The organism is Pseudorhizobium halotolerans, from assembly GCF_902153235.2.
GTDB lineage: Bacteria > Pseudomonadota > Alphaproteobacteria > Rhizobiales > Rhizobiaceae > Neorhizobium > Neorhizobium flavum.
This window is the reverse complement of the sequence record NZ_CABFWE030000005.1, coordinates 687,478-714,304: the sequence shown is the minus strand read 5'-3', so window position 1 is coordinate 714,304 and position 26,827 is coordinate 687,478. Positions and strand designations below refer to the sequence as shown.

The window sequence follows — 26,827 nt, the reverse complement described above, 5'->3', positions numbered from 1 at the left end:
ATGAATAATGATGCCATCGAGGAAATGTTCGAGCCATTGGGACCCGTCACGATCAAGCGCATGTTCGGCGGCAAGGGCATCTATCACCAGGGGCTGATCATCGCCCTCGAATTGTCCGATAGCGAACTCCTCCTGAAGGCGGATGCCACGAGTGCCGCGGAATTCCGTGCCGCCGGCGCTCGGCAGTGGACATACGAAGGCAAGAAGGGGAAACCGGCAGCCATGCCCTACTGGACCATTCCCGACGAAGCTCTCGATGATCCGGATATTCTACAAAAGTGGCTGCGTCTGGCTTACGAGGCGGCGTTGCGGGCCCAAAGCCCGACCTAGTTCAGGCGCGCGACCTGAGCGCCGCAAAGGCTTCCGAGGCGAAGACAGAGAGGGGGGATGGTGGCTCGGCGGGATCGAACCATCCAATCTCGGAGAGCTTGTCCGGCTCCGTCAGGCGCTCTTCGCCCGAGAAGTCCCGCGTCACGTAGATCAGCGAGACCCAGTGCTGGCGATCCGCCTCGATGATCTGCTCGGTGATGCAAAGCGGTTCGACGCTGCCGATCTGCAGGCCCGTTTCTTCTTCGGCCTCCCGGCGTGCGGCCACCGCAGCAGGCTCCATCGGATCCACCTTGCCGCCAACGATGTTCCAGTGGCCCGCTTCAGGCGCACGCAGCCTGCGGCAAAGCAAAACCTTGCCTTCACCATTGAGGATCACGAGGCCAGTACCAACCCCCGGGAAATCAATGCCGGGTCTTGCGGATGCCACGATGGTTCAGGCCTTGCCGGCGTTGGCGACGATCAGCATGAAGGCGGGGATATCGTCACCGAAGCCGATAGGTGTCGGACCGTCGTCATGGTCGCGGCGATGGCGAGAGCGGCGATCACGGCTGTCGTCATTGGCAGGGTTGGGACGGCTTGCCCGAGCTGTCGGCTGCGACCTTCTCTCGTTCCGGCGCTCTGGTCCGTTCTGCTCCTGGCTCGCTTCCACTGCAACCTCTTCAACTGTTTCTATCTCTGCGGTCGGCTCCGACTTCGCCGCCGATTCGCTGCGCTTGCCACGTCCGCGATCCTTGTCGCGACTGCGATCCTTTGCCTGGCCGCGGCCCTTGCGACCACGGTCGCTGTCATGGCTTTCCATCGGCGCGGGCAGTTCCGAAAGGTCGCCACTCAACCATTCGATCTTCTTGTCTATCAGTTTCTCGATCGCATCGAGATACTTGGCATCCGATCGTGTCACCAGCGTGAAGGCTTTGCCGGATCGGCCCGCCCGGCCGGTGCGACCGATGCGATGCACATAATCTTCGGCATGGATCGGCACATCGAAGTTGAACACGTGGCCAACATCCGGAAGGTCAAGTCCTCGCGCTGCGACGTCAGAGGCAACCAGCAACTGTATTTCGCCGTCGCGGAAGCTCTGCAGCATGGTTGTGCGCGAACGCTGATCCATATCGCCGTGCAGGGCGCCGACAGAGAAGCCGTGACGCTCTAGCGAGCGGAACAGGTCAGCCACGTCCTTCTTGCGATTGCAGAAGATGATGGCGTTCTTCAGGTCTTCCTGTTCCTTGATGAGATCGCGCAAGGTAGCGCGCTTCTCGTAGTCCTTGTTGTGGGCGGCGACGAGGCGCTGAGTTACGGTAGTTGCTGTCGAAGAGGGCAGCGAGACTTCGACACGTTCCGGATTCTGCAGGAAACGGTCGGCAAGCTTCTGGATCTCCGGCGGCATGGTAGCTGAGAAGAACAGGGTCTGGCGCGTGAACGGGATCATCTTAGCGATCCGCTCAATATCCGGAATAAAGCCCATGTCGAGCATACGGTCAGCTTCGTCGATGACGAGAATTTCCACTCCGGTCATGAGCAGCTTGCCGCGCTCGCAGTGGTCGAGCAGCCGGCCAGGTGTGCAAATCAGCACGTCCGCACCCCGTTCGAGCTTGCGGTTCTGCTCCTCAAAGGAGACGCCGCCGATCAGCAGGGCTACGTTGAGCTTGTGGTTCTTGCCGTACTTCTCGAAGTTCTCCGCGACCTGGGCCGCGAGTTCGCGGGTCGGCTCCAGGATGAGCGTGCGCGGCATCCGGGCGCGGGCGCGGCCCTTCTCCAGAAGGGTCAGCATGGGCAGGACGAACGACGCCGTCTTTCCCGTTCCTGTTTGAGCGATGCCGCAGATATCACGGCGCTGCAGCGCGTGCGGAATCGCACCCAGCTGAATTGGCGTCGGTGTGGTATAGCCGGCGTCGGTGACGGCAGAGAGGACTTTCTGGCTCAGGCCAAGATCAGCAAATGTAGTCAAAGGGAAATCTGTTTCCGTTCCGGTTCTTCATAGAACACACTGGTCGGCGCACAGCGCGTGCCCAACATCTGGCGGCGAAATAAGGGTAAAAGACCGGAAAGTCAAGGAAACACGGGAGGTTTGCTGCAAGCGTGGTGAATGCGCGTGCTTAAGATGCAGCCAAGGGCGAAACTGAAATCCTGTCAGTTAAGATAGCTGGTCAACTTCATGCCCGCATTGAGAAAGTGCACGGGGTCTACGGCCTGACCGTTTCGCCGAACCTCGTAATGAACGTGGGGTCCGGTGGATCGGCCGGTGGTTCCGGCACGGCCGATCACGTCTCCCGCGGAAACCCGGTCGCCCTTCTTGACGAGCAGCTTGGAAAGATGGCCGAAGCGCGTGGTGATACCGTGGCCGTGGTCGATCTCGACCAGATTTCCGTAACCGCCCGAATATTCGGCTGCGATCACTGTGCCGGCACCGGTGCTGACGACCTTTGCGCCGGTCGACGCCTGGAAATCGATTCCTGCATGAAAGGCGAGTTGCCCGAGGAACGGGTCTATGCGATTGCCGTAGCGACTGGTGATCGACTTTCCGGGGGCCGGATTGCCGTAGGGCAGGGCGAGGGCTGTGCCGCGAAGGGTCTCCAGCCGGTTCAGGGCGGCGTCGAGTTCCTCGATCGAAGTCTCGAATGGATCGCTAAGGGGCTCCGGTTCGACGAAGGGCCCGCCCAATCCCGTGTCGCCATCGTTCATAAGGGCATCCACGTCGATGCCGGTCCGCTTCATGATTCTGGCGATTTGGGATGCAGTTTCGGATGCGTCGACGGTCAGCGCCTCTATGCTGTCCAACTGGTTCTGTTCGAGGAGCTGCAGCGACTGCGACATGTCGGCGAACATCCGATCCGCCTGTTCCGAACGCCCTTCGCGCAAGGGTGCATAGGCAAGCGTGGGAACATTGTCGAGGAGAGTAGTCTCGTCTTTGCCGAGAAGCGCGAGGATCGCGTCACTTGCTTCCGTGAGAGATGCTTCGCGCTCATCTTCGGCACGTTTGACGGAGACCGGCGGCGTCGTAAGTCCGACCTCCGCTGCCCGATCGAAAAGATCGCCGAGCTTTCCGTGCCGGGAGAATAGCGCGTTCTGCTGCTCCAGGAGCTTCTCCACCTTCTGATCGATCAGCTGCTGGTCCATCATTTGCCGGGAGGTGACCCGGTCGAGCTGTGCCCTGAGGACGGATATGCGATCCTCGTAATCGCGCTGCATGCGATTCTGCCGTGCCAGCGTCGCGTCGATGAGGTCGTCCCGGAGGACGAGGTATCCGGTCGCCGCCAGGTAGCCGAGCGTAAAGACGGCAAGGAAGACTGCGCCGAATGCAGTCATCCAAGGCCGAATGGTCACGTGGCGGACCTTTTCGCCACTGGCAAGGATCAAGACGTGCTCGACCTTCTTGCGACCAAATGCTTTTCTGTTTCCGGAAACTACCAAGACGCTGCCCCACCATCCGACCCAAGGTCATCCGATGGCGCGATTACACCCGGTTAAGGTTAATGGACCGTTGATTGTGCGCCGGAGGAGAGCCTCCGGCTCAGTTTCCCTCGAGCGCATTGAGCACCTCCTCCGCATGACCCGCGACCTTTACCTTGGGCCAGACGGCGCGGATGCGGCCATCCTCGCCTATGAGGAACGTGGCGCGCTCGACGCCCATATAGTTGCGCCCATACATGCTTTTCTGCACCCAGACGCCATAGGCCTCTGACGTCCTGTTGTCCTCGTCGGAAGCGAGGATGACCCGCAGGCCATGCTTGGCCACGAACTTGTCATGCCTCGTGGCCGAATCGGGCGAAACGCCAATTATCGCCGCATTGGCCGCCTCGAATTCAGGGAGAAGGGCGGTGAAGGCAACCGCCTCCGCCGTGCAGCCGGCAGTGTCATCCTTCGGGTAGAAGTAGAGGACGACGTTCCGACCCCGAAAGTCGCGAAGGGAGATCGTGCCGCCGCCGTCACGCGGCAAGGTGAAATCTGGGGCATGGTCGCCGATACTCGGCTTCGTCATGATCGTCCTTTCTTTTGCCAGCATTATGAATCATCAGGCGCTCGTTCGTGTATACTAGTTTGACCGGAAAACAGATCAGTCACCGGCAAGAAGGTAGGCATACTCTCTGATGTCGGAAATCCGGGGCGAAAAGGTCAGCTTCAACAAGAAGGACATAACGCCGCTCGATCGCCTTCCATCCGCCCAGGCGGAGGATGCCATCATCGTCCACTGTCCGCCGCCCCGATCGCGAGTGCGCCGGATCGGCCGGACGCTGGTTCTCTTGGCAATGCTCGTTCTCACGGCAATCGGCAGTTCCATTTTCGCCATCGAGGGTGGGATCGTCGACGGCACGCTCTCTGCCCGAGCTACGAACGCTCTGAACGATGCGATAGGCCCTCGCTATGCGGCCTCGGTCGGGTCAGCCGCGATCCGATTCGATTCCGACTTCCGCCTGGCGATCGAGGCGCGGGACGTGGATATCATCGAGCAGGCGACCGGCGCGCGCCTCACCAGAACTGCGGCGATGCGCATGGCCATCGATCCGCTGGCACTGCTGGCCGGTCGTGTTTCGATCAGGCACATGGAGGCCGATGGAATCCATGTGGATACGGGGGTATTGCCCTCCGGTGATCCCATGGCGCTGTCGCAGGTGCGGGTTGACAAGCTGCCTGACCTTCTGGAGCAGGCATTCCAGAGACTGGACGAGGCCAGAGGTCTGATGGCGCGGACCGGAACCCGATCCATCAGGATATCTGGTGTCGAGGTTCTGCTGCCTGCGGGCCCGGGGCGCAGTCCGCTGACCTTGCAGGTCGATGAGCTGGATCTCGCATATTCCGAGCCCGGTGAGATCGCGGTGACGGGAGAGGTGCGTCTTGATGGGCAGCCCGCCGAACTGGTTGCGCGCGCTTCGGTGGTGGAGGGAGTTACCTCCGCGCTCTCCGCGACATTGAGTCGGCTCGAGGTCACGCCCTTCCTGCTGAGACGAGCGGATGACGGCGCCGCACGTGACGGCGTGCAAGGCACGGTCGACGTCGATCTCTCGGCAGTCCGGGCACGTGAATCCACACCTCCGGCGATCACTGCCACGGTGCGAAACTCGCCCGGGCTCTTCTACTTCGACGGAATAGAGCAGGAATTGTCCGGCGGCGCGATCAATGCTGCCTACGACTTCTCGAAGCATTCACTCGAACTGCTCCAATCGGAAATCCGGTTCGGGCCGACAGTCGTCCCGTTCGTCGGTGCCGTCATCGACCTCAATCGACTTGTGCCGGGGGAAACCCGCCCCGGCTTCGGTATCAATCTGCTGGTCAGCGGTGGGCGGGCAGTTGCCGAAGGGTCCGCCGAAGAACCGACGACCTTCGATCTGCGCGCCGGGGGGCACTACCTTGCCGTGGAGCGGGAACTGCAGTTCGACGACATGATGGTATCGAGTCCCCAGGGAACCATGGCGGGGTCACTCAAGGTCCGCTTTGGCGATGAGTCGCCGGAGATCAGCTTCGGCGCGAGGTTGCCGAGCATGCAGGTCACGGGGGTGAAGCAGCTATGGCCCTTCTGGATGGCCCGCAAGGCGCGCGAATGGGCGACCCAGAACATGTTCGGCGGTACGGTCACGAACGGGTCGCTGGCGGTGTTTATCCCTGCTGGAAGGATGAAAGGACCGGGTCATCCGCTGGAACTGGACGATGATGAATTGCAGATCAGCTTCGCCATTGACGACGCCCGAATGAACCTGCCAGGCCAGATCCCGCCGCTCCGGGATGTTGAAGGTCGTTTCGACCTGCGTGGCGAGGTCATGAACGTCGACATCGCTTCCGCCGCCTCCTACTTTCCCTCAGGCAGGTCAGTCGCCGTCCGCGACTCGCGCTTTGTGCTGCCTTCGACCTATGCAAAGCCTTTGATGGGCGACTTGTCGCTTCAGGTTTCGGGGGCCGCCGATGCGATCGCCGAGCTTGCAAATTTCCAGCCGTTGAATGCGCTGAAGGACACCGACTTCGCTCCGGAGGACTTCTCAGGATCTGCAAGTGCAAAAGTGACGGCTCGGTTCGGGCTGATCTCTGAGCACCAGCCACCCGAGCCGACATGGAATACAGCAATTCAATTGAAAGACGTGAACGTTGCGCAGGAGTTCTCCGGGCGATCAATCAGCGACGTATCCGGCGTCCTTAAGGTCGATCCCCAGGCGGCCCGCCTCGAGGCGAAGGCTGCCATCGACGATGTGCCGGCGGAGATCGCACTGGTTGAGCCTGTCGGGACGCGATCGACGGTGGCCAGGGAGCGGGTGGTCACGGCAACGCTCAACAGCGCTCAGCGCGACGTGTTGACGCCGGGCCTCGACGACATCGTCGATGGGTCGATGAAGGCCGAAGTGCGCCTGCTCGACAATGATCGACAGAGCCTCAAGCTTGACCTGACGAACGCCACGCTGTCTGTCCCTGGAATAGGCTGGAGCAAGGGAAGTGGCATTCCGGCGCGGGCGACATTCGATGTCGTGAAGGACGGAGAAACGGACCGGATCGAGAACTTCGAACTGAGCGGGGAAGGGTTTGGCGCGCAAGGAAGCCTGACCCTGGAGGATGGCGCGCTACAGACGGCTCAGTTTTCCAGGATGCGACTGTCGCCGAGTGACGACTTCGCGGCCAGCGTGAAGCGACAACGTGGGGGTCTGCATGTGACGGTGACCGGTTCATCAGCCGACATGCGGCCCGTGCTTCGCCAGCTGCGCTCATCGGGCGAATCAGATGATGGCGCGGACATGGACGTCACGGTGGAGCTGAAGCTCGACCAGGCGATAGGCTTCAACGACGAGAGGCTCCGAAACGTATCGATGCTGTTTTCCGCCGCTGGCGGGACCGTCTCGGCGGCTGATCTCTCGGCGGTCACGAGCACTGGCGAAGCGGTCGTCAGCCGCATGCAGCAAGGGAACACGATCTCTCTGACCAGTGGTGATGCGGGCGCCGTCGCGCGTTTCGCGGACCTCTATAACAGGATGCGCGGTGGCCTGTTGAACCTCACGCTGAGGGCGCAGGAAGGACGGATCTGGAGCGGCTCGATCGACATTCGCAACTTTGGCCTGGTGAACGAAGCGAAGCTTCAGTCCCTCGTCTCGACACCGGTCGGCAAGGACGGGCGCAGCCTCAATGCCGCAGTGAAGCGTGATATCGACATCAGTTCCGCCCGCTTCCAGCGTGGTTTCGCGAGGATCGTCTACCGCGACAGCGTGCTGGCGGTGGAAAACGGGATCGTCCGTGGCGAGCAGATCGGTGCCAGCTTCCAGGGCGTGGTACGTGACGCCGCAGGCAACACTGATCTGACCGGCACGTTCATGCCCGCCTACGGCCTGAACCGGCTTTTCGGTGAGCTGCCGATCATCGGCGCCATCCTCGGGAACGGGCGCGACCGCGGCCTGATCGGGATCACGTTCAAGCTGGAGGGGCCATTCGCGGAGCCGCGACTGACGATCAATCCGCTGTCGATCATCGCACCGGGCATTTTCCGGCAGATCTTCGAATTCCAGTAGAGCTGAAGAAGACCCGGCGCGAGGGCCGGGTCCCTATCCAATGCTCCGCCTCCTGCGGATCAGGCCGGGCGGACGAGGATGTGCTTCTTCTTGCCAAGCGAGAGCTTGATGACGCCCGCTTCCGTGACATCGGAGCTGCCGATCATCGTGCGTTCGTCAGCAACCGGCCGGTCGTTGATCTTCACCGCGCCGCCCTGCACATGCCGGCGCGCTTCGCCGTTCGAAGCCGCCAGGCCAGCCCGTACCATCAGCGCAAGGAGGCCTGTGCTCGCTTCGATTTCGGCGGTGGGTATCTCCACAGTTGGCAGATTTTCGGCCAATGCGCCTTCCTCGAAGGTCTTGCGGGCGGTCTCGGCTGCCTCCTCGGCTGCCTGCCGACCATGCAGCATGGCGGTGATTTCAGTTGCGAGGATCTTCTTGACCTCGTTGATTTCCGTCCCGCCAAGCGCCGAAAGTCTGGCGATTTCGTCCATCGGCAGCGTCGTGTACAGCTTGAGGAACCGAGCGACATCGGCGTCCTCCGTATTGCGCCAGTACTGCCAGAAGTCGTAGGCGGACAGCATGTCGGGGTTCAGCCAGACCGCGCCGTTAATGGACTTGCCCATCTTCGCGCCCGAGGAGGTGGTCAGCAACGGCGAGGTCAGCGCGTAGAGCTGCGGCGTCCCCATCCGGTGACCGAGGTCGATGCCGTTGATGATGTTGCCCCACTGGTCCGATCCGCCCATCTGCAGCCGGCATTCGTAGCGTTGGTTAAGTTCGACGAAATCGTAAGCCTGGAGGATCATGTAGTTGAACTCTAGGAATGACAGCGACTGCTCTCGGTCGAGGCGCGTTTTCACGCTGTCGAAGGACAACATGCGGTTGACGGAGAAATGGCGTCCGACATCGCGCAGGAACTCGAGGTAGTTCAGCTCGCGAAGCCATTCGGCATTGTTCACCATGAGGGCACCGCCCTTGGGGCCCTGGTCATAGTCAAGGTAGTTGGAAAACACGCGCTTGATCGACGCGATATTGCTCTCGATCGTGTCGATGGTCATCAGCTGGCGTGCTTCCTCCTTGAAGGAAGGATCGCCGACCATGCCGGTGCCGCCACCCATAAGCGAGATGGGCTGGTGACCTGTTGCCTGTAGCCAGTGCAGCATCATGATCTGGATGAGCCCGCCGGCATGCAGACTTGGAGCGGTCGGGTCGAAGCCGATGTAGGCCGTCACGCTCTCCTTCGCGAGCAGGTCGTCTAGGCCGCTTTCATCGGAAACCTGATGGATGAAGCCGCGCTCATGCATGGTGCGGAGGAAATCGGACTTGAAGCTGGACATGACGTTCTCTGAAAGGAATTCCGGATACGCGCGGGCCTCTACCACTGTTTTCGCGCATAATCACTCCAAAATTGATTCTGGATGCCATCAATGGACGGGATGAAAACAGCAATCGGCCTCATGAGCGGGACATCGATGGATGGCATCGATATTGCCCTCTTGCATACAGATGGCGGACGTCGCGTGGAGCGTGGAGCCTTCCTTGGCATTCCCTACGAGAACGCATTCCGCCAGAGGCTCAAGCAGGCGCTGGAGGACGCGAGGGTGGCCCGTTTCCGCGACGACCGCCCCGGGTGTCTCTTGAGCGTTGAAGATGAGTTGACTCGTCGGCATGCTGAAGCAGTTGAAAAGTTCCTGCAGCTCAATGGACTCTCGGCTTCCGAGATCGATGTCATCGGCTTCCATGGGCAGACCGTGCTGCATCGGCCCGAGCAGAGGCTGACGATCCAGTTGGGTGACGGTCAATGCCTGGCCGACCTGACCCGCATACCCGTTGTCTTCGACATGCGCGCAAACGACATGGCCCATGGCGGGCAGGGGGCCCCCCTGGTGCCCGCCTATCACGCCGCCCTTGCGGAAGGGCTTCAGCTTCCGGAGTGGCCCGTCTGCTTTGTGAACATTGGCGGCATCTCCAATCTCACCTTCATCGGCACCGACGGCGAAATCGTCGCCTACGACAGCGGACCTGGAAACAGTCTGATCGACCAGTGGGTGGACGCGAATGCGGGCGTCCCCTACGATCAGGGTGGGCTGATTGCCTCCGAGGGCCAGATCGACCATGACCTGGCGGGGACTTATCTCTCGCAGCCATTCTTCACGGACAAGCGGCGCCGTTCCCTGGACCGAAACGACTTCCTCCCGCCGGCCGGCCATCAGGTGGAACTGGCTGATGGGGCCAGGACGCTCGCCTATGTGGCTGCGGCATCAATCATCCAGTCGTCCAAGCACCTGCCTGAGCCGCCCGGCTTGTATGTCGTCTGTGGGGGCGGACGCCTTAACGAGGTGCTCATGGCGGATCTTCGCGAACTCGCTGGCGAACGCGACGCCCGCGTTGCCACCGCGGAGGAAGCAGGGCTGGACGGTGACGCGATGGAAGCGGAAGCCTGGGCCTATCTGGCTGTCCGGAGCATGAAGGGCTTGCCCTTGACCTTTCCTGGGACAACCGGGGTGCCAAGTCCCATGAAGGGCGGGTTGGTGGCATCGCCCTCAACGTGATGATGTTAATCTTTTGTCGTTACTAACAGTTGTGTTTGCGATGCAAAAGCGCGCCCACTGCGCGACTGTTCAACAAGCTGGTCCACTATGTCTGCTGCCGCGTTATTTCTTTGGGTCAATTTCCTCATCGGTGTGTGTTTCAGTGCGGTTTTCGCAGTGGTCTCCATTTACAGCCGCTGGCGCTCGTCCGCTCTTCTATTCTCCGGCGGCCTGTTCATCGCGTCGTTGACGATGATCTCCGAACTCGGCGTGGCCTATGCCAGTAATCCCGCACCCTGGTCCTTTGCTGTCTATGGAACCGTGCTGGCCGGGCTCGTGCTGCTACATTGGGGCGTCTCCCTCCTCTACGATCGGCCTTTCTCGGTACGGGCCGCTCTGGCAATCTTTCTCTTGGGCATGGCCGGGTATCTTATGGTGCGAGAAGTCCCGCGGACGTGGTGGGGGTACGGTTTCGTCTATCAGGGTCCCTATGCGGTGGTCACGTTCTCGGCCGCAATCACTGTCTTCCTCTCAGATCGTAAGACGGCGATGGACAAGGCGCTCGGTTTCGTCCTGGCATTCAGCGGGGCGCATTTCCTGGTCAAGGCGACCCTTGCGGCCCTGATGGGCCCGGGCGCGACCCCAAGTGCTTATATATCCACGTCCTATGCCGTGATGTCGCAGAGCATAACGGCAGTCCTGATCGTTGCCGTGGGGCTGATGCTGCTCGCTGTTCTGACGCTGGACATCATGGCAGTGGAGCGGGGCCATGCAGAACATGACAGCCTGTCCGGGCTCGCCAACCGCAGAGGCCTTGATAAAGCGGCGAAGAGGATGGTCGACAGTTCCGGCGATCGTCAGCATGCCGTCATCCTGTGCGACATCGATCATTTCAAGTCGATCAACGACAGCTATGGCCACCACGCCGGCGATATGGTCATCAGTGCCTTCGCGAGGATGATCACGACGCTTGCCGGAACCGGTGCGATCGTCGCGCGCATTGGCGGAGAAGAATTCGCGGTCCTGCTACCCGGGACGTCTCCGGCCATCGCCGTTGCCGTTGCAGATACATTGAGGATCGGTACCCGCAAGATGACGGTACCCGGTCTGCCCGGCGGTTCTGTCGTAACCGCCAGCTTCGGTGTCGCGGCTCTGCCTGCGAACGGTGACCTGGAGACTGCATTGCGCCAGGCGGATGCCGCGCTGTACGATGCCAAGCGAGGCGGCCGGGATCGTGTCCATCAGGCGCGCAGTCTGGCCGCTTGAACGCCTGGCAGCAGGTACCACCCCGCAATGGCTCTGAACGCGAACGGCCGCCCGTTACGGCGGCCGCTAAAGCTCGCAGTGCTGTTCGGCTTACCTTATCCGTTTGGCAGCAGGTTCAGGCACCAGATCGCCTTCGAGGCGGCGGTCGAGATAATCCTCGCACTCCGCCAGCAAATGGTCGACCTGACCATTGAAGAAGTGGTTCGCACCTTCCACCGTCTTGTGCGTGATCAGGATGCCCTTCTGGGTCTTCAGTTTGTCGACCAGACCCAGGACGTCCTTTTCGGGCGCCACCTTGTCGGCATTGCCATGAATGATCAGGCCGGACGAGGGGCAGGGCGCCAGGAAGGAAAAATCGTAGATATTCGGCTGTGGCGCGATCGACATGAAACCTTCGATTTCGGGGCGGCGCATGAGAAGCTGCATTCCGATCCACGCGCCGAAGGAATAACCGGCGACCCAGCAGCTCTTGGAGTCCGGATGAAGGCTCTGGACCCAATCGAGAGCGGATGCCGCGTCCGAAAGCTCGCCTGCGCCGTGATCGAACTCGCCCTGGCTGCGTCCGATGCCACGGAAGTTGAACCGCAGCGTCGTGAAGCCGCGCTTCTGAAACATGTAGAAGAGCTGGTAGACGATCTGGTTGTTCATCGTGCCGCCGAACTGCGGATGCGGATGCAGGATGATGGCAATCGGCGCGCTTTTTTCCTTTGAAGGCTGGTAGCGGCCTTCCAGTCGACCTGCTGGGCCGTTGAAGATGACTTCGGGCATTGGTACTCCGGTCACGTGTTCTGGTCGGGCACTGAGCGTCAACTAAGACTTGACGAAGCCGGTCAGCTTTTCTAGAACTCAGTTTAGAACCATTCGAAACTTGGGCCGCCTCATGGCCGGCTGACGTCTCTTACGGCAAGGCTGTTTTGAATTTCAAGAAAAATGCGGCTGCTCCGGCGCTGCACTGGGTTGATCGGGTATCTAGGAAGGAAAACGGGTCGGGCAATGGCTTTGGCACGCGTCTACATGGACTGGAACGCGACGGCTCCGCTTATGGCTGAAGCGCGGCATGCTATGGTCGACGCGTTTGCACTTCCCGGCAACGCTTCCTCCGTTCATGCCGAGGGCCGTGCGGCTCGTGCGGCTGTCGAGAAGGCCCGGCGTCATGTTGCCGCTCTTGTCGGGGCGGAGCCCGCTCATGTGATCTTCACGAGCGGCGCGACTGAAGCCATCAACCATGTGCTGACACCGGATTTCCGGATGGGGCGCTCACCGCTCAAGGTAAGTCGTCTCTATGCTTCGGCGATTGAGCACTCAGCCGTCCGCGAAGGCGGACGGTTTGCCCCCGAACAGATAAGCCGGTTCGCCGCCACGCGCTCCGGTGTCGTGGATCTCGAGGCCCTGGAACAGGCACTGGCGGGACACGACCGTTCAGCCGGTCTGCCCATGGTGGCGTTAATGCTGGTCAACAACGAGACGGGCGTCATCCAGCCGGTTTCCGACGCGGCGCAGATCGTCCGCCGGTATGGCGGGCTTCTCATTGTGGACGCGGTCCAGGCCGTCGGACGCATACCAGTGGATATCGCAGCTCTCGATGCGGATTTCCTCATCCTCACATCCCATAAGATTGGCGGCCCGAAGGGCGTGGGCGCCCTGGCGGCGCGGGGTGAGGCCCTGATGCCGGCTCCTCTCATCCGTGGCGGCGGCCAGGAAAAGGGTCACCGGTCGGGGACAGAGAATTTCCATGCCATCATCGGCTTCGCGGCTGCGGCTGAAGCAGCACTTGAAGGATTGATTGAGCGGAATGCTGCGATCGCCCGCTTGCGGGATGCGCTTGAGGCTGGGATGCTTGCCGCAGCACCGGACGTCATCATCCATGGGCGCGATGTCGACCGGGTCGCCAATACCTGCTTTTTCAGCCTCCCGGGCCTGAAGTCGGAAACCGGGCAGATTGCATTCGATCTGGAAGGTATTGCGATCTCTGCAGGTTCGGCCTGCTCCTCCGGCAAAGTGGGGCAGAGCCAGGTGCTGACGGCCATGGGTTTTGATCAGGAGATCGGCGGGCTGCGGATTTCCCTCGGTCCCGCGACCACCCGAGACGACATCGCAGCGACGCTCGCTGCATTCAAGAAGATTTCCGACCGGCGGCGTCCGGCAGGAGAGGCTGCCTAGCAGCAAGAAACTTGCGGAAAGGCAACTTTCCGCTTGCCGCGAGGTGTGAAACGCGCCTTTTGGCAACTACATAAAGGCGGAACTTCCCGTCCGAACAAAGAGGTGCCGGCTCGACTGCCGGCTGACAGTTGGAGAACGCGCATGCCTGCCGTCCAGGAGACAATCGATCAGGTCCGTGGGATCGACATCGATCAGTACAAATACGGCTTCGAGACCGTCATCGAAGTGGACAAGGCCCCGAAGGGTCTTTCGGAAGACATCATCCGCTTCATCTCGGCCAAGAAGCAGGAGCCGGAATGGATGCTGGAATGGCGCCTCGACGCCTATCGCCGCTGGCTGACCATGGAAGAGCCGACCTGGGCACGCGTCGACTATCCGAAGATCGACTTCAACGATATCTACTATTATGCGGCGCCGAAGAACCTGACGGGGCCGACGTCGCTGGATGAAGTCGATCCGGAACTCCTGCGCACCTATGAAAAGCTCGGTATCCCGCTCCGCGAGCAGGAAATCCTGGCCGGCGTGAAGACCTCCAAGGTCGCCGTCGATGCTGTCTTCGACTCCGTCTCGGTCGTGACCACCTTCCGGAAGGAACTTGAGAAAGCCGGCGTGATCTTCATGTCGATCTCCGAGGCCATCCGCGAGCATCCAGAGCTCATCAAGAAGTATCTGGGCTCGGTGGTTCCGACCACTGACAACTACTATGCGACGTTGAACGCCGCCGTATTCACCGATGGATCCTTCGTCTTCGTCCCGAAGGGTGTCCGTTGCCCGATGGAGCTGTCGACCTATTTCCGCATCAACGAGAAGAACACCGGCCAGTTTGAGCGCACGCTGATCATCGTCGAAGAAGGCGGCTACGTTTCTTATCTCGAGGGCTGCACGGCGCCGCAGCGTGACGAGAACCAGTTGCACGCGGCTGTCGTAGAACTCGTTGCGCTGGATGATGCAGAGATCAAGTATTCCACCGTCCAGAACTGGTTCCCTGGAGACGCCCAGGGCAAGGGCGGCATCTACAACTTCGTCACCAAGCGCGGCGATTGCCGTGGCGCACGCTCCAAGATCTCCTGGACACAGGTCGAGACCGGTTCGGCGATCACGTGGAAGTATCCGAGCTGCATCCTGCGTGGCGACGACAGCCGCGGCGAGTTCTATTCGATTGCCGTGTCCAACGGCCACCAGCAGATCGACTCCGGTACGAAGATGATCCACCTCGGCAAGAACACGTCGAGCCGCATCATCTCGAAGGGCATTTCTGCCGGCAAGTCGCAGAACACCTATCGTGGCCAGGTGTCGATCCATCGTCGCGCCGAAAATGCCCGCAACTTCACCAATTGCGATTCGTTGCTGATCGGCGACAAGTGCGGCGCGCACACGGTGCCCTACATCGAGGTGAAGAACGCGTCCGGGCAGGTGGAGCACGAGGCGACGACCTCGAAGATTTCCGAGGACCAGAAGTTCTACGTCATGCAGCGCGGCATCCCGGAAGAGGAGGCGATCGCGCTCATCGTCAACGGCTTCGTCAAGGACGTTATCCAGGAGTTGCCGATGGAGTTTGCCGTCGAGGCGCAGAAGCTGATCGGCATTTCGCTCGAAGGTTCTGTGGGCTGACGCCACCAATTCGCAATCTACGTGCGCTGCACGCAACGATGTTTGTCCGAGAGGATTTGTAAATGCTTGAGATCAAGAACCTGCACGCCCGCATCGCCGAAGACGGCACCGAGATCATCCGCGGCCTGAACCTGACCGTAAAGCCAGGCGAAATCGCAGCCATCATGGGGCCGAACGGCTCGGGTAAGTCGACCTTGTCCTATATCCTGTCCGGCCGCGATGACTACGAAGTCACCGAGGGTGACATCCTCTACAACGGCGAGAGCATTCTCGAACTCGACCCGGCGGAGCGCGCCTCCAAGGGCATCTTCCTCGCTTTCCAGTACCCGGTCGAGATCCCGGGCGTTGCCACCATGCAGTTCCTCAAGATCGCGATGAACGAGCAGCGCAAGGCGCGTGGCGAAGAAGAACTCACGACCCCGGAATTCATGCGTCGTGTCAAGGAAGCGGCTGGCGAGCTGAAGATCGATCCTGCCATGTTGCGCCGGCCGCTGAACGTCGGCTTCTCGGGCGGCGAGAAGAAGCGCGCAGAAATCCTGCAGATGGCGCTACTCGAGCCGAAGCTCTGCATCCTGGACGAGACCGATTCCGGCCTCGACATCGATGCGCTGAAGATTGTCGCCGATGGCGTCAATGCACTGAAATCTCCGGATCGCGCCGTGATCGTCATCACGCACTACCAGCGCCTGCTCGAATACATCGTCCCGGACACGGTCCACGTGCTCTACAAGGGCCAGGTCATCCGCTCCGGGGACAAGAACCTGGCGCTCGAACTCGAAGCCAATGGCTATGCAGACATCATCGGGGAAGCTGCCTGAACCCCCGGGAGGGATGTAGACATGAACATTCAGATGACCAATCGCCTGACGGCAGCCGAAACGGCGCTGATCGAGGCCTATAACGAACAGATGGGGAGCCTGCCGGGCAACGGTGCTGTTGCCGGTACCCGCGACCGTCTGCTGGACGACTTGAAGACGTCCGGGCTCCCGACGCGCCGGGTCGAATCCTGGCACTATACGGACCTGCGCACGCTGCTGCGCGCTGTGCCGGCCGCGAACGTGGTGGCGCCGACGATTGAACCCGTTGCTTCGCTCATTGAAGGCGCACAAGTATTGCCGGTCCTTCAGGGTGCTGCCGCGCCGTTCGTTTCCGTCGATGGCGCCGAGGTGTCCAGTTTCGCCGACACCCTCGTCAGCGGTGCGGCCGCGCAATCGCTCACGGCCCGCGACAAGGACGATGCGATCGGCAAGATCAACGGCAGCTTTGTCCGCGACGGTTACCAGATCAACGTGCCGGCCGGTGCAACGGTAGACGCGCCGATCGAGCTGCAGGCGCTGCACGGGGCAGGGCAGGTTCATACCCGCTTCCCGGTAACGTTCGGCGCGGGTTCCCGGTCAACGATCATCGAACGTCACCGTTCGGTGACTGGTGACGCCGCCTTCGTATCCTCCATCAGCGACCTGACACTGGAAGAGGGTGCCGACGTGGTTTGGGTGATCCTGCAGGAGCAGGGCGCCGATGACACGCATCTCGGCCAGATCCGCGTGCGCTTTGCAGCCGAAGCGAAGCTGAAGCTCTTCGTCGTCAATGTCGGCGGCAAGCTGGTGCGACAGGAACTGCGGATCGACGTCGAGGGCGAGGGCAGCGAACTGACCCTCCGCGGCGTCAATCTCCTCGGCCAGGAAACCCATACGGACGTCACGCTGGTGCTCGGCCACAACGTGCCGCACACCAGTTCGACCGAGATCATCCGCAACGTGGTCTTTGATCGCGCCAAGGGCGTCTTCCAGGGCATGATTCGCGTCGCGCCTGACGCCCAGAAGACCGACGCCAAGATGGCGTGCAATACGCTCCTGCTGACGGACGACGGCGAGTTCTCCGTGAAGCCGGAACTGGAGATTTTCGCCGACGATGTGGTCTGCGGTCACGGTGCGACCGTCACGGACATCGACAAGAACCACCTCTACTATCTGCGCTCGCGCGGGATCCCGGAGAACGTGGCACGGGCCATGCTGGTCAATGCCTTCGTCGCCGAGATCGTTGAGGAACTCGAGGACGAAAAGCTGGTCGAAGCGCTGGAAAGCGTCATTTCGACCTGGCTGGAAAAGCACGCTTGACCATGGACCAGATTACGCCAGCGACAGAATACGATGTCGAAGCCATTCGCCGGGATTTTCCAATCCTGTCGCGGGAAGTCTACGGCAAGCCGCTGGTGTATCTGGACAATGGCGCTTCGGCCCAGAAGCCGCAGGTCGTGATCGACGCGATATCGCATGCCTATGCGAACGAGTACGCGAACGTTCATCGTGGCCTGCACTTCCTCTCGAATGCCGCGACGGACGCCTACGAGGGCGCTCGGGAAAAGGTTCGGCGCTTCCTGAACGCGCCGTCGGTGGATGAAATCGTCTTCACGAAGTCTTCCACTGAGGCCATCAATACGGTGGCGTATGGCTGGGGGATGCCGAAGATCGGCGAGGACGACGAGATCGTCATCACCATCATGGAGCACCACTCCAACATCGTGCCGTGGCATTTCATCCGGGAGCGACAGGGCGCGAAGTTGGTCTGGGTGCCGGTCGATGAGGACGGCGCCTTCCACATCGAGGACTTCGAGAAGTCGCTGACGGACAAGACCAAGCTGGTCGCTGTCACCCATATGTCGAACGCCCTGGGCACGGTGGTGCCCGTCAAGGAAGTCTGCCGTATCGCGCATGAGCGCGGCATTCCGGTCTTGATCGACGGTAGCCAGGGCGCGGTTCACATGCCGGTGGACGTCCAGGACATCGACTGCGACTGGTACGTGATGACGGGCCACAAGCTCTACGGGCCCTCCGGCATCGGCGTCCTCTACGGCAAGAAGGAACGGCTGCAGGAGATGCGGCCTTTCCAGGGCGGCGGTGAGATGATCGTCGACGTAAGCGAAGACGAGATCACCTACAACGATCCGCCGCATCGGTTTGAGGCGGGAACGCCCCCGATCGTCCAGGCGATCGGCCTTGGCTACGCGCTCGACTATATCGACATAATCGGCCGCGAAGCGATCGCGAAGCATGAAGCCGATCTGGCGGCTTACGCTGCCGAACGGCTGCGGGCGATCAATTCGCTGCGGATCATCGGTAATGCACCGGGGAAGGGCGCGATCTTCTCGTTCGAACTGGCCGGGATTCATGCCCATGACGTCTCGATGGTCATCGATCGCCGAGGTGTCGCCGTTCGTGCCGGTACCCATTGCGCCATGCCGCTCTTGAAGCGGTTCGGCGTTACCTCCACATGCCGCGCATCGTTCGGCATGTACAATACACGTGCCGAGGTCGACGCTCTCGCAGATGCGCTCGACTACGCCCGTACATTTTTTGCCTGAGGACCTTGCCATGGCCGTGGAAGACAGCGAACTGAAGTGGGATGCCCGCGAAGGCATCGTCCAGTCGGCGATCCCGCAGGAAGAACTGGCGCGGCTGAGCGATGACATCATCGCTGCGCTGAAGACTGTTTATGATCCGGAAATTCCGGCGGACATCTTCGAGCTTGGACTGATCTACAAGATCGACATTGAGGATGATCGCATGGTCAAGATCGTCATGACCTTGACGGCCCCCGGCTGCCCCGTCGCCGGGGAGATGCCTGGCTGGGTGGAGAATGCGGTCGGAGCCGTGGAGGGTGTCTCCGGCGTCGAGGTCGAGATGACCTTCGATCCGCCGTGGACGCCGGAGCGGATGTCCGAAGAGGCCCAGGTCGCCGTCGGCTGGTATTGATCGCCTCACGGGCGGAACCTACATTGATCCAACAGCACCGGCCCTTGACGCCGGGGGTGGAAGGAGCATTGGCCCATGGGCTTTGCAGTAATGAGCATGACTGACGCCGCGGCCGACCGCGTTAAGGCGATCGTCGGGAACTCCGGTCCTGATGCCAAAGGCGTGCGCGTCGGCATCAAGAAGGGCGGTTGTGCCGGAATGGAGTACACGATCGATCTGGTCACGGAGCCTAATCCCAAGGACGACCTGATCGAGCACGCGGGTGCGCGAGTCTGGGTCGAGCCCTCTGCCGTCCTTTACCTCCTCGGTACCCAGATGGATTTCGAATCGACGAAGATGAGATCGGGCTTCACCTTCGTGAATCCGAACCAGACGTCGGCATGCGGTTGCGGTGAGTCAGTCGAATTGAAACCGGCTGATCTGGCCGCATTGGCACGCGAGCGCGCCGAGCAGTCACCCGCAGGCTGAGCCGTCCGACCGCTTCCTGCTGCGACTTTCTTTCAGCTTATTCATGGCGCAACGCGTCTATCGGGTTCATCTGCGCGGCGCGGCGGGCAGGGAAATAGCCGAATACAACACCGATCACGGCTGAAAAGGCAAAAGCGACGAGGATGATCGTCGGGCTGGTCACGAATGGGACGTTCAGGAGGCCGACCACGCCATAGGCAAGGCCAAGTCCGGTCAGAATTCCCGCAACGCCCCCGAAGACCGAGAGCATGACCGCCTCGACCAGGAACTGCGTCAGCACCTGGCTTTCCAGCGCACCGATCGCCAGACGAATGCCGATCTCCCGGGTTCGCTCGGTCACCGAGACGAGCATGATGTTCATGATGCCAATACCCCCGACAAGCAGGCTGACGGCAGCCACCGCGCCGAGAAGCCCCGTCAGCAATGTCGTTGTACCGGTCATTGCCGCTGCCATCTGCGACATGTCGGCGACGGAAAAGTCATCATCGCGGCCGATTCCGATCCTGCGGCGCTCGCGCAGGAGGCTTTCGACGTCGGCCTGCACCATGGCGGTGGAGACGCCATCCTGGGCCGAGAGGGTGATGCTGGAAATGGTGGTGGTGCCGCCGATGCGCCGCTGGTGCAGCTTCAGCGGCATGATGACCGTGTCATCCTGATCGTCCCCCAGGCCCGACTGGCCCTTGGACGCAAGCAGCCCGACCACCGGGCATGCAATATTGCTGACACGGATTGTCTGCCCTACCGGATCAGCCGTGCCAAAAAGCTCGCGCCTGACCGTTTCTCCAATGAGGCAGGCCGCCTGGCCTCGCTCCTCGCCGGGGAGGAAAACCCGCCCGGAGGCGAGATCCCAATCCTGTGCAATCAGGTAGTCGTTGGTGGTGCCGATGACGCTGGAGGAGCGGTTCTCTCCCCCTGCGATGATGGTGGCACTACCACGGTTGACGGGGGCGACAGCGCGCAACCCGCTTATCTGATTGCGGATCGCTTCGACGTCACCGTTGTCAAACCGCTTTGCTTCCGTGCTCGCCCGGCCAGGACCCCACTGTCCTGGGCGGACGAAGAGGGTATTGGTTCCGAGCCGCGTCAGTTCTGCCTGCACCTGAGCCGTCGTGCCGTTGCCGATGGTGACCATCGCAATCACGGCCGCCACGCCGATGACCACGCCAAGGACGGTCAGGAAGGACCGCAGGAAGTTGCGCTTGATTGCTCTCAGGGCGAGCTTCGCCGTTTCAAGGAACATGCCGGGCCTCCCGGACATGACTCTCATCGCTGGCAAGGCGACCGTCGACGAAGCGGAGGAGGCGCCGGCCGTAGGCAGCGATGTCCTCTTCATGCGTGACCATGATGACCGTGATGTTCCGCTCGTGGTTTAGCCGAGAGATCAGATCCATGATCTCCCGGCTGGTCTTGGTGTCGAGATTGCCCGTAGGCTCGTCGGCAAGCAGCACGGCGGGATCGGTGACGATCGCCCTGGCGATTGCCACCCGCTGCTGCTGGCCGCCGGAAAGTTCCTGCGTGGTGTGGCCTTCGCGGCCCTGAAGGCCCACCTGCTCGAGCGCTTGCTGTGCGAGCTTGCGCCGCTCCCGCGCGGGCAGGCCGCGATAGACCAGCGGCAGTTCGACATTCTCAATCGCCGAAGTGCGCGCCAGGAGATTGAAACCCTGGAACACGAAGCCAAGCATGTGGCGACGCAGGAGAGTCAGTTGAGTCCGGGTAAAGTTGGCAGTCGGGATGCCCTGAAACAGGTATTCGCCGGAGGAGGGCACGTCCAGGCCTCCGACAATGTTCATGGCCGTGGACTTGCCGGAACCCGAGGGACCCATGATCGACACAAACTCGCCTTTGCTGATGGCCAGGTCGACATGATCAAGTGCGCGGATCGTTGCCTCGCCGCGCCCGTAGAATTTGGAGACCTGCCGGAACTCGATGAAGGGTTGGTTGTCCATCACTCGTCAACCGTTGCGGGCAGTCGCGTTGGTGATCACCAGATCGCCTTCCTCAAGTTCGCCGGATCGCACGACCGTCGATTGCCCGTCGGAGGGTCCGGTTTCCAAAGTCACGCGCTGCGGCGTGCCGCCACGGAGAACCCATACGCTTCGTCCGGCCTCGTCACCCCCTGACTGGCGTCCGCCTCCCATGCGTGGCGGGCGGAAAAGACGGGTCAAGATACTTCCGCTGCTACCGGTGCGGACGGCCGGCGGACTATAGCGAAGGGCCGCATTCGGCACGAGCAGCGCGTCTTCCACCGACTCGACCACGATATCAGCTGTCGCCGTCATCCCCGGCCGCAGCAGAAGGTCGTCATTCTCGACGGACAGGATCGCCTTGTAGGTGACGACATTGGAAACCGTTTCCGGCGCGAAGCGAACGGTCTGGATCCGGGCAGGGAAGTGCTGGTCCGGATAGGCATCCACGGCAAAGGTCGCCTCCTGTCCCTCGTCCACTTGCCCGACATCCGCCTCGTCGACCGCCACCTGCAACTCCATCTGCCGAAGGTCTCCGGCAATGGTGAAGAGGATTGGCGCATTGAGGGAGGAGGCGACGGTCTGGCCCGGTTCCACATCCCGCGTCAGGATCACGCCATCGATCGGTGAGATGATCTTGGACTTGCCGAGGTTCACCTCAGCCAGGCGCAGGCTTGCTTCGGCGGACTGGACCGATGCCTCGCTGACTGCCTTGGCGGCAATCGCGGCGTCATGGGCGAAGCGGGCCGAGTCAAGGTCCTGCCGGCTGCTGATGTTGCGATCGGCAAGCGCTGTCAGTCTATCAAGGGTTGTCTTCGCGGACGCGACCTCGGTCTCTGCCTTCAGGAGGTTGGCGCGGGCGGAGGCGACCTGCGCACGGGCATTTTCCAGATCGGCCTGCAATTTGTTGGTATCGAGTTCGGCCAGAACCGCGCCTGCCTTGACCGACGAGTTGTAGGTCACATTCACTGCCCGAATTGTACCGGAGAGTTCGCTGGAGATGTCCACCTGGTCGGTCGGCTGCACAGAACCGGTCGCGGTGACAATGACCTGCAGATCGCCTCGCTCAAGGGGGGCTGTCGTATAATTGTACGCCTCTACGTCGCCTTGAAAATATAGATATCCGCCGATGGCGCCGGAGACGAGTGCAAGGAGGATCACGCTCCACCACAGCCGAGAGCGTCGCGGCTTGCGGCCTTGAGCGGCCAGGATCGCGGCAAGATCCGGGACAGCGTTGGCCTTCTGTCTCTCGATGTCGGTCTCGACTTTCAATGTTCGTGTTCCTCGTTCTCCGTCCCGACAAGCCTAGACGCAATCAGTCCGGACGGGCCCTGCGCCAGATCAATTGGTTGCGGCTGTAATCTGCAGATGCCACGCGGGCCAGGGAAGACCAACTTAAACTTCGGTAACCTTGATTCTGGCCGTACCGGAAGTCCCACCACCGCGATTGCCGCCTGGAACATACCTGCTAAGAGATGCATGCCCAATCATGGGCAGGAGATTTCAAATCGTGATCAAGACAAGCATGGCCGCCGTCGCTACCCTGACGGCTGTTTTCGTATCTGCAGGCGTGGCGCAGGCGGAAGATCTCGTCTTCACCCTGAAGAACTCGACCAATTCCACGCTCGAGCGCTTCTACACCTCGCCGGTCGGCGTCGACGCATGGGAAGAAGACGTCTTCGGAAATGATGTGCTTGAGCCGGGTGAGAGCATCCGCATCACGATCGCGGATGGGCGCAGCGTCTGCGAATACGACATGCGCTTCGAGTTTTCCGCGGATTCGGATCTGGATACGACCGAGGACAGCCAGAACCTCTGCGAAATGGGTTCCTACGAAATCCACGAGTAGCACAACCGCGCCGCGCGAATGACCAAGCGGCGACGATGGTTCCCACCGATCGTCGGGAAGGAGGTGCCGTGTTCGCGGTGCCTCCTACTGTATCCGGGTCTCCGTCTGCTCCGGCGACGGAACGCCGAAGCGTTCCTGGCGGAAGTCGTCTTCGCTGGACAAGCCTGCCAGTCGAGCTCCTTTTTCGGAGCCAGGCTGAGATGAGGGGGTAATGTTCGACGGCCACAGGAAAACCGCCAGAACGTAAATGGTCATTGCTGTAAGGAAGGTGAGGATGATCTGCTTCCGGGACATGGCTTCGTCTTCCGTCAGTAGGATGGTTGCTAGACCTCGTCTCCGGCCAAGCACTAGTTCTCGGCTGACATCTCCATCGGCGAGGCCATGATATCCGACTCGCCGATCGACCGATCGACGTACTTGAATGCGAGGATGCTCAGGACCGACGCGAGCATCACGACAAAAATAATACGCATGGAGAACTCCTTGAGCCTCACAACCCCCAGATGGCAAAGAGGTTCCGCGCCGGCCGAGTGGCGAGATGAATCAAGTCGTAGGTCTTACCGGCGCACGGACAGACGGATCAGCTTCAAGCAGAAGAGTAGATCTGGTCGATAACTGCCGCCGCTGCGGCGTATTCGCTGCAGGTGGGATCGAATCTGTCTCCCGACTGAAGCCTGCGGGCCCAGTCTACTGCGGCCCTTCCGCCCCAGGCTTCCGGAGGCTCGGACAACGGGCTTCGAGATGTCGCCTGGAATCGCTCCGCCACGAAGTCGTAGAACGAGCCGCTGACGTTCCGCATTTCTGCGCCTCCACCAGTGCCGTAGAAGCTGGCTCCGATGATCGCATTGGTACCTGCCTGGAGGCGCCACGAGCAGGTCAGCCTTAGAACAGTGCCCGTTGAAAGCTCGATCGTGGCCGTGGCAAAATCCTCTACCTCGTCGGCTTGCCCAGATATTCGCCGGCCCTGGTGGAAGAGTTGCGACGATACCTTCTCCACCTGCGGGAAATCGAGAGCCCACAGCGCGAGGTCTGCCAGATGGATGCCGAGATCCATCACACAGCCTCCACCCGAAAGCTGCTTGTCATAAAACCAGGCCTTGTCTGGTCCGTAGGCATTGTGGAAGACAAGATCGACCGCGTAAACTGACCCGAGCTCGCCATTCTGCAGGAGGGTACGGATGTGCTCCATGCCCTGCGTGTGACGGTAGGACAGATCGACGCCGAGCAGGCGATCGGCTTTGCGGGCGGCATCGACGACCGCTTCCACTTCGCGTGCATTGCGACCCAGCGGCTTCTGGCAGAAGACAGCAAAGCCAGCCTCGAGCGCCTGGATCGACTGGGCGGCATGCTGCGCGCTGGGGGTGGCGATGACGATGCCGTCCAGTTCGTGCCGAAGGAGTTCATCGAACCCGTCAACGACCTTGGCGACCGGCGCGATCCGGCGAGCTTCCTCGACCATCTCCGGAGACGCATCCGCGATTACAACTGCTTCTCCTGCCCCGGAAGAAAGGATTGCCTCCATGCGATGACGCCCGATCCAGCCGACGCCGAGAAAGCCGAGCCGCGCCGGGCGGGAGCCAGCCGGCATTGTGCTGCTGCGCAATACCTCGTTCATCGGAAGGTCACCAGCGCCTTGAGAAAACCATCCGGGCGATCTCTGGTCATGTCCAGCGCCTGGTCGAGTTGATCAAGTCGGAAGCGGTGGGTGTAGAGCGAGGAGGGGTCGAGGCGTCCTTCGGCAACGGCATCGATGGCTTCACGGATGCCCCGGATATACTCAGCGGGGTCCCGCTCATGCGCATTGATGACGTCGAGCCCGCGCCAGTTCCACAACTGCATATTGACCTGCCGCGGACCATCCTGATGATAACCGGCAATCACCAGCCTGCCGCGCTCCCTGGTCAGTTCGGCGGCCAAGTCGAGCGGCCACTGCTGGCCGACCGCTTCGACAACCCGGTCGCACATCCTATTGTCGGTCAGGCGTTTTACCTCTTCTATGATCTGCCAGTGGTCCTTCATGGGGATACACTCGGCCGCCCCCATCCGGCGCGCTACCTCAAGGGAATAGGCGCGGCGCGAGATGGCGATCACCCGCGCGCCGTCTGCCGTCGCAAGTTGCGTCAGCAGCGCGCCGAGAAACCCGATGCCGATGATCGCCACTGTCTGGTCTGCGCGGATTTCGCTGCGGCGGAAGATGTTCATTGCGCAACCCAGGGGTTCGCCGGGGAAGGGCATGTCTTTGAGTGCGTCTGGAAGAGGCACGACGTTTTGGGCTTCAGCGAGGTCGTGGCTGGCGTAGGCATGGTATGACAGTGCTGCGACGCGGTCTCCGATCTTCAGACCGTCGACGCCTTCGCCGACGTCGTCGATATAGCCCCAGCCCTCATGCCCAAGGTCACCGGGTTCTGTCGGGAACTTCATCCAATCGGGTCCTGCCCAGGGGGTAAGGTTGGATGCGCACACGCCGCAGCCTTCCAGCCTGATCCTGACCTGGCCCGGACCCGGCTGCGGCAATGGTCGCTGTTCCACGACGATTGTCCCGGGGGCAGTGATGATGGCGGCGCTCGTCAACCCCGTCCTGGAACTGGTCATGATATTCATTCGCGTCGTCTCCCTCGCATTTCGTCAGGCGCCCTTCTTCAGCAGGAGCGGCTGTCGGATCAACTCGTGAGGGAGGCGGGAGTTCCTGAAGATGAAGATGATGAAGAAGATGCGCCCTTTTCGTTCTGCCGCTCGATTTCCTCAAGGACGACATCGGGCGGTAGATTGCGCTGCATCTCCTCAAGTTCTTCGGGGGCTACCTGTGGATCGACCCCCAGTTTGCCGGCGATTGCAGAGACCATTGTTACCAGCCGCGTGGTCTCGTGCTCGTTGAGCAGGGCGATCTGCAGGCTGAGGTCCGCGCGCTTGTCGTCTTCGGCCGCCATGCGATTTTGGCTGATGAGGACGAAGGTAGAGATGAAGATCGCCTCCACCGACGCGGCCATGGCAAGCACCACAAGTGACGGGTCCCATGCGGGCACCACCGGAAGCCAGCCGATGTTGATAAGGATCCAGAGTCCGAAGAGAGCAGCGTGGATATAGACGAAGACCATACTGCCGACGAAGGCAGTGATACCGTTGGCTACCCTCTGCTGCCGGGAGAGCGTCCTCTCGTCCTGCGCCCGCCGGTATATCAAGGCGTTGATATTACGATCAAGAACCCGGGAAATCGGCGGCACTGCACTATCCTCTTTGGGGGAAGTGTTATCTCGGATCGGTGCAGCCTGCATCGGCGAAGCCTCTCGTGGCGTTTTCGACGCTCCCGAACGCCGATTTCCTGGAAGTGTTCCGCGATAGGCATCTACACCGGTTGAAGATGTCATTGATGACAAAGATGTCTCTGAAGAAGGAACTTTTGCATCTGCCTCTGGTTCGGCTCGCGAAATCGCCAATTTGTTCC

Annotated in this window: 27 protein-coding genes; 13 read left to right on the top strand and 14 right to left on the bottom strand. The window is 61.2% G+C overall.

The annotated features are described in order from the left end of the window. Positions 1-330 carry a TfoX/Sxy family protein gene (locus FN060_RS08395; protein WP_142587657.1) on the top strand — a complete coding sequence of 110 codons (330 nt, stop codon included), beginning with the start codon at positions 1-3 and terminating at the stop codon, positions 328-330. A 1-nt stretch (position 331) separates the two neighbouring features. Here FN060_RS08395 and FN060_RS08390 read toward each other — a convergent pair whose 3' ends face one another. The 4 genes from FN060_RS08390 to FN060_RS08375 all read right to left on the bottom strand — a co-directional run bounded on the left by FN060_RS08390 (position 332) and on the right by FN060_RS08375 (position 4,306). Then, positions 332-757 (bottom strand): NUDIX domain-containing protein, encoded by a 426-nt coding sequence (locus tag FN060_RS08390; RefSeq protein WP_211181470.1) that lies wholly within the window; start codon positions 755-757, stop codon positions 332-334. 6 nt (positions 758-763) lie between these two features. Beyond that, entirely contained in the window at positions 764-2,275 is a 1,512-nt protein-coding gene (locus FN060_RS08385; protein ID WP_142587656.1) for a DEAD/DEAH box helicase, read from the bottom strand. Between the two features lie 182 nt (positions 2,276-2,457). Continuing rightward, the gene (locus tag FN060_RS08380) at positions 2,458-3,738 is read right to left on the bottom strand and encodes a M23 family metallopeptidase (RefSeq protein ID WP_244665723.1); all 1,281 of its coding nucleotides are present in this window, start codon (positions 3,736-3,738) and stop codon (positions 2,458-2,460) included. Between the two features lie 100 nt (positions 3,739-3,838). Then, the gene (locus FN060_RS08375) at positions 3,839-4,306 is read right to left on the bottom strand and encodes a peroxiredoxin (RefSeq protein WP_142587655.1); all 468 of its coding nucleotides are present in this window, start codon (positions 4,304-4,306) and stop codon (positions 3,839-3,841) included. Positions 4,307-4,415: 109 nt separating this feature from the next. Here FN060_RS08375 and FN060_RS08370 point away from each other — a divergent pair, with 109 nt between their 5' ends. Next, entirely contained in the window at positions 4,416-7,805 is a 3,390-nt protein-coding gene (locus FN060_RS08370; RefSeq protein ID WP_142587654.1) for a YhdP family protein, read from the top strand. A 59-nt stretch (positions 7,806-7,864) separates the two neighbouring features. On the opposite strand, the gene tyrS is transcribed toward FN060_RS08370, so the two are convergent. Then, positions 7,865-9,121: a tyrosine--tRNA ligase gene (gene tyrS, locus FN060_RS08365; protein WP_142587653.1), complete on the bottom strand. Its 1,257-nt coding sequence runs from the start codon at positions 9,119-9,121 to the stop codon at positions 7,865-7,867. A gap of 90 nt (positions 9,122-9,211) precedes the next feature. Between tyrS and FN060_RS08360 the strand changes: the two genes are divergently transcribed. Both FN060_RS08360 and FN060_RS08355 read left to right on the top strand, forming a co-directional pair. Then, a complete protein-coding gene (locus FN060_RS08360) occupies positions 9,212-10,336 on the top strand; it encodes an anhydro-N-acetylmuramic acid kinase (RefSeq protein WP_077546381.1) in 1,125 nt (374 codons plus the stop codon). A gap of 156 nt (positions 10,337-10,492) precedes the next feature. Next, a complete protein-coding gene (locus tag FN060_RS08355; protein ID WP_172977833.1) occupies positions 10,493-11,581 on the top strand; it encodes a GGDEF domain-containing protein in 1,089 nt (362 codons plus the stop codon). Positions 11,582-11,671: 90 nt separating this feature from the next. Here FN060_RS08355 and FN060_RS08350 read toward each other — a convergent pair whose 3' ends face one another. After that, a complete protein-coding gene (locus FN060_RS08350) occupies positions 11,672-12,349 on the bottom strand; it encodes an alpha/beta hydrolase (protein WP_077546379.1) in 678 nt (225 codons plus the stop codon). Positions 12,350-12,574: 225 nt separating this feature from the next. On the opposite strand from FN060_RS08350, the gene FN060_RS08345 reads away from it, so the two are divergent. From FN060_RS08345 to sufA, 7 genes are all read left to right on the top strand, one after another. After that, a complete protein-coding gene (locus FN060_RS08345; RefSeq protein ID WP_142587652.1) occupies positions 12,575-13,741 on the top strand; it encodes a cysteine desulfurase family protein in 1,167 nt (388 codons plus the stop codon). 141 nt (positions 13,742-13,882) lie between these two features. After that, positions 13,883-15,352, top strand: coding sequence for a Fe-S cluster assembly protein SufB (gene sufB / locus FN060_RS08340; RefSeq protein WP_077546377.1), 1,470 nt, complete (start codon positions 13,883-13,885; stop codon positions 15,350-15,352). A 62-nt stretch (positions 15,353-15,414) separates the two neighbouring features. Beyond that, positions 15,415-16,170 (top strand): Fe-S cluster assembly ATPase SufC, encoded by a 756-nt coding sequence (gene sufC, locus FN060_RS08335; protein ID WP_142587651.1) that lies wholly within the window; start codon positions 15,415-15,417, stop codon positions 16,168-16,170. A gap of 21 nt (positions 16,171-16,191) precedes the next feature. Next, positions 16,192-17,469 carry a Fe-S cluster assembly protein SufD gene (gene sufD, locus FN060_RS08330; RefSeq protein WP_142587650.1) on the top strand — a complete coding sequence of 426 codons (1,278 nt, stop codon included), beginning with the start codon at positions 16,192-16,194 and terminating at the stop codon, positions 17,467-17,469. 2 nt (positions 17,470-17,471) lie between these two features. After that, positions 17,472-18,713, top strand: a complete 1,242-nt coding sequence (locus tag FN060_RS08325) for a cysteine desulfurase (RefSeq protein ID WP_142588445.1) — start codon at positions 17,472-17,474, stop codon at positions 18,711-18,713. A gap of 10 nt (positions 18,714-18,723) precedes the next feature. Continuing rightward, positions 18,724-19,104 carry an SUF system Fe-S cluster assembly protein gene (locus FN060_RS08320; protein ID WP_052638437.1) on the top strand — a complete coding sequence of 127 codons (381 nt, stop codon included), beginning with the start codon at positions 18,724-18,726 and terminating at the stop codon, positions 19,102-19,104. A 75-nt stretch (positions 19,105-19,179) separates the two neighbouring features. Beyond that, positions 19,180-19,572, top strand: a complete 393-nt coding sequence (sufA, locus tag FN060_RS08315) for a Fe-S cluster assembly scaffold SufA (RefSeq protein WP_142587649.1) — start codon at positions 19,180-19,182, stop codon at positions 19,570-19,572. A 37-nt stretch (positions 19,573-19,609) separates the two neighbouring features. Here the strand turns inward: sufA and FN060_RS08310 are convergent, their stop codons facing one another. From FN060_RS08310 to FN060_RS08300, 3 genes are read right to left on the bottom strand one after another with little or no spacing between them, the layout of a single operon-like run. Next, a complete protein-coding gene (locus FN060_RS08310; protein ID WP_142587648.1) occupies positions 19,610-20,812 on the bottom strand; it encodes an ABC transporter permease in 1,203 nt (400 codons plus the stop codon). After that, positions 20,802-21,518, bottom strand: a complete 717-nt coding sequence (locus FN060_RS08305; protein WP_142587647.1) for an ABC transporter ATP-binding protein — start codon at positions 21,516-21,518, stop codon at positions 20,802-20,804. Before FN060_RS08305 ends, FN060_RS08310 begins: the two co-directional genes overlap by 11 nt. Positions 21,519-21,524: 6 nt before the next feature. Then, entirely contained in the window at positions 21,525-22,808 is a 1,284-nt protein-coding gene (locus FN060_RS08300) for an efflux RND transporter periplasmic adaptor subunit (protein ID WP_142587646.1), read from the bottom strand. A gap of 253 nt (positions 22,809-23,061) precedes the next feature. Here FN060_RS08300 and FN060_RS08295 point away from each other — a divergent pair, with 253 nt between their 5' ends. Beyond that, positions 23,062-23,385, top strand: coding sequence for a hypothetical protein (locus FN060_RS08295; protein WP_142588444.1), 324 nt, complete (start codon positions 23,062-23,064; stop codon positions 23,383-23,385). An 84-nt stretch (positions 23,386-23,469) separates the two neighbouring features. On the opposite strand, the gene FN060_RS08290 is transcribed toward FN060_RS08295, so the two are convergent. The 4 genes from FN060_RS08290 to FN060_RS08280 form a co-directional block, all read right to left on the bottom strand. After that, positions 23,470-23,679, bottom strand: a complete 210-nt coding sequence (locus FN060_RS08290; protein WP_139346116.1) for a hypothetical protein — start codon at positions 23,677-23,679, stop codon at positions 23,470-23,472. A gap of 53 nt (positions 23,680-23,732) precedes the next feature. Further along, the gene (locus FN060_RS23365) at positions 23,733-23,858 is read right to left on the bottom strand and encodes a hypothetical protein (protein WP_268876990.1); all 126 of its coding nucleotides are present in this window, start codon (positions 23,856-23,858) and stop codon (positions 23,733-23,735) included. Positions 23,859-23,971: 113 nt separating this feature from the next. Beyond that, positions 23,972-25,000: a Gfo/Idh/MocA family protein gene (locus FN060_RS08285; RefSeq protein ID WP_142587645.1), complete on the bottom strand. Its 1,029-nt coding sequence runs from the start codon at positions 24,998-25,000 to the stop codon at positions 23,972-23,974. Next, the gene (locus tag FN060_RS08280) at positions 24,997-25,914 is read right to left on the bottom strand and encodes an MDR/zinc-dependent alcohol dehydrogenase-like family protein (protein ID WP_244665783.1); all 918 of its coding nucleotides are present in this window, start codon (positions 25,912-25,914) and stop codon (positions 24,997-24,999) included. Before FN060_RS08280 ends, FN060_RS08285 begins: the two co-directional genes overlap by 4 nt. Between FN060_RS08280 and FN060_RS23080 the strand changes: the two genes are divergently transcribed. Continuing rightward, a complete protein-coding gene (locus FN060_RS23080; RefSeq protein ID WP_244665804.1) occupies positions 25,835-26,056 on the top strand; it encodes a hypothetical protein in 222 nt (73 codons plus the stop codon). The genes FN060_RS08280 and FN060_RS23080 overlap by 80 nt on opposite strands. Here FN060_RS23080 and FN060_RS08275 read toward each other — a convergent pair. Further along, positions 26,046-26,657 (bottom strand): DUF1003 domain-containing protein, encoded by a 612-nt coding sequence (locus FN060_RS08275; RefSeq protein ID WP_077546365.1) that lies wholly within the window; start codon positions 26,655-26,657, stop codon positions 26,046-26,048. The genes FN060_RS23080 and FN060_RS08275 overlap by 11 nt on opposite strands. Between the last annotated feature and the right edge of the window lie 170 nt (positions 26,658-26,827).

Coding starts and splice junctions, on each gene's coding strand:
- FN060_RS08290 (WP_139346116.1), bottom strand. CDS start 23,679: ATGTCCCGGAAGCAGATCATCCTCACCTTCCTTACAGCAATGACCATT.
- sufA (WP_142587649.1), top strand. CDS start 19,180: ATGGGCTTTGCAGTAATGAGCATGACTGACGCCGCGGCCGACCGCGTT.
- sufB (WP_077546377.1), top strand. CDS start 13,883: ATGCCTGCCGTCCAGGAGACAATCGATCAGGTCCGTGGGATCGACATC.
- FN060_RS08295 (WP_142588444.1), top strand. CDS start 23,062: ATGGCCGCCGTCGCTACCCTGACGGCTGTTTTCGTATCTGCAGGCGTG.
- FN060_RS08275 (WP_077546365.1), bottom strand. CDS start 26,657: ATGCAGGCTGCACCGATCCGAGATAACACTTCCCCCAAAGAGGATAGT.
- FN060_RS08345 (WP_142587652.1), top strand. CDS start 12,575: ATGGCTTTGGCACGCGTCTACATGGACTGGAACGCGACGGCTCCGCTT.
- FN060_RS08360 (WP_077546381.1), top strand. CDS start 9,212: ATGGACGGGATGAAAACAGCAATCGGCCTCATGAGCGGGACATCGATG.
- FN060_RS08305 (WP_142587647.1), bottom strand. CDS start 21,518: ATGGACAACCAACCCTTCATCGAGTTCCGGCAGGTCTCCAAATTCTAC.
- FN060_RS08285 (WP_142587645.1), bottom strand. CDS start 25,000: ATGAACGAGGTATTGCGCAGCAGCACAATGCCGGCTGGCTCCCGCCCG.
- sufC (WP_142587651.1), top strand. CDS start 15,415: ATGCTTGAGATCAAGAACCTGCACGCCCGCATCGCCGAAGACGGCACC.
- tyrS (WP_142587653.1), bottom strand. CDS start 9,121: ATGTCCAGCTTCAAGTCCGATTTCCTCCGCACCATGCATGAGCGCGGC.
- FN060_RS08395 (WP_142587657.1), top strand. CDS start 1: ATGAATAATGATGCCATCGAGGAAATGTTCGAGCCATTGGGACCCGTC.
- FN060_RS08370 (WP_142587654.1), top strand. CDS start 4,416: ATGTCGGAAATCCGGGGCGAAAAGGTCAGCTTCAACAAGAAGGACATA.
- FN060_RS08350 (WP_077546379.1), bottom strand. CDS start 12,349: ATGCCCGAAGTCATCTTCAACGGCCCAGCAGGTCGACTGGAAGGCCGC.
- FN060_RS08320 (WP_052638437.1), top strand. CDS start 18,724: ATGGCCGTGGAAGACAGCGAACTGAAGTGGGATGCCCGCGAAGGCATC.
- sufD (WP_142587650.1), top strand. CDS start 16,192: ATGAACATTCAGATGACCAATCGCCTGACGGCAGCCGAAACGGCGCTG.
- FN060_RS08325 (WP_142588445.1), top strand. CDS start 17,472: ATGGACCAGATTACGCCAGCGACAGAATACGATGTCGAAGCCATTCGC.
- FN060_RS08310 (WP_142587648.1), bottom strand. CDS start 20,812: ATGTTCCTTGAAACGGCGAAGCTCGCCCTGAGAGCAATCAAGCGCAAC.
- FN060_RS23365 (WP_268876990.1), bottom strand. CDS start 23,858: ATGCGTATTATTTTTGTCGTGATGCTCGCGTCGGTCCTGAGCATCCTC.
- FN060_RS08375 (WP_142587655.1), bottom strand. CDS start 4,306: ATGACGAAGCCGAGTATCGGCGACCATGCCCCAGATTTCACCTTGCCG.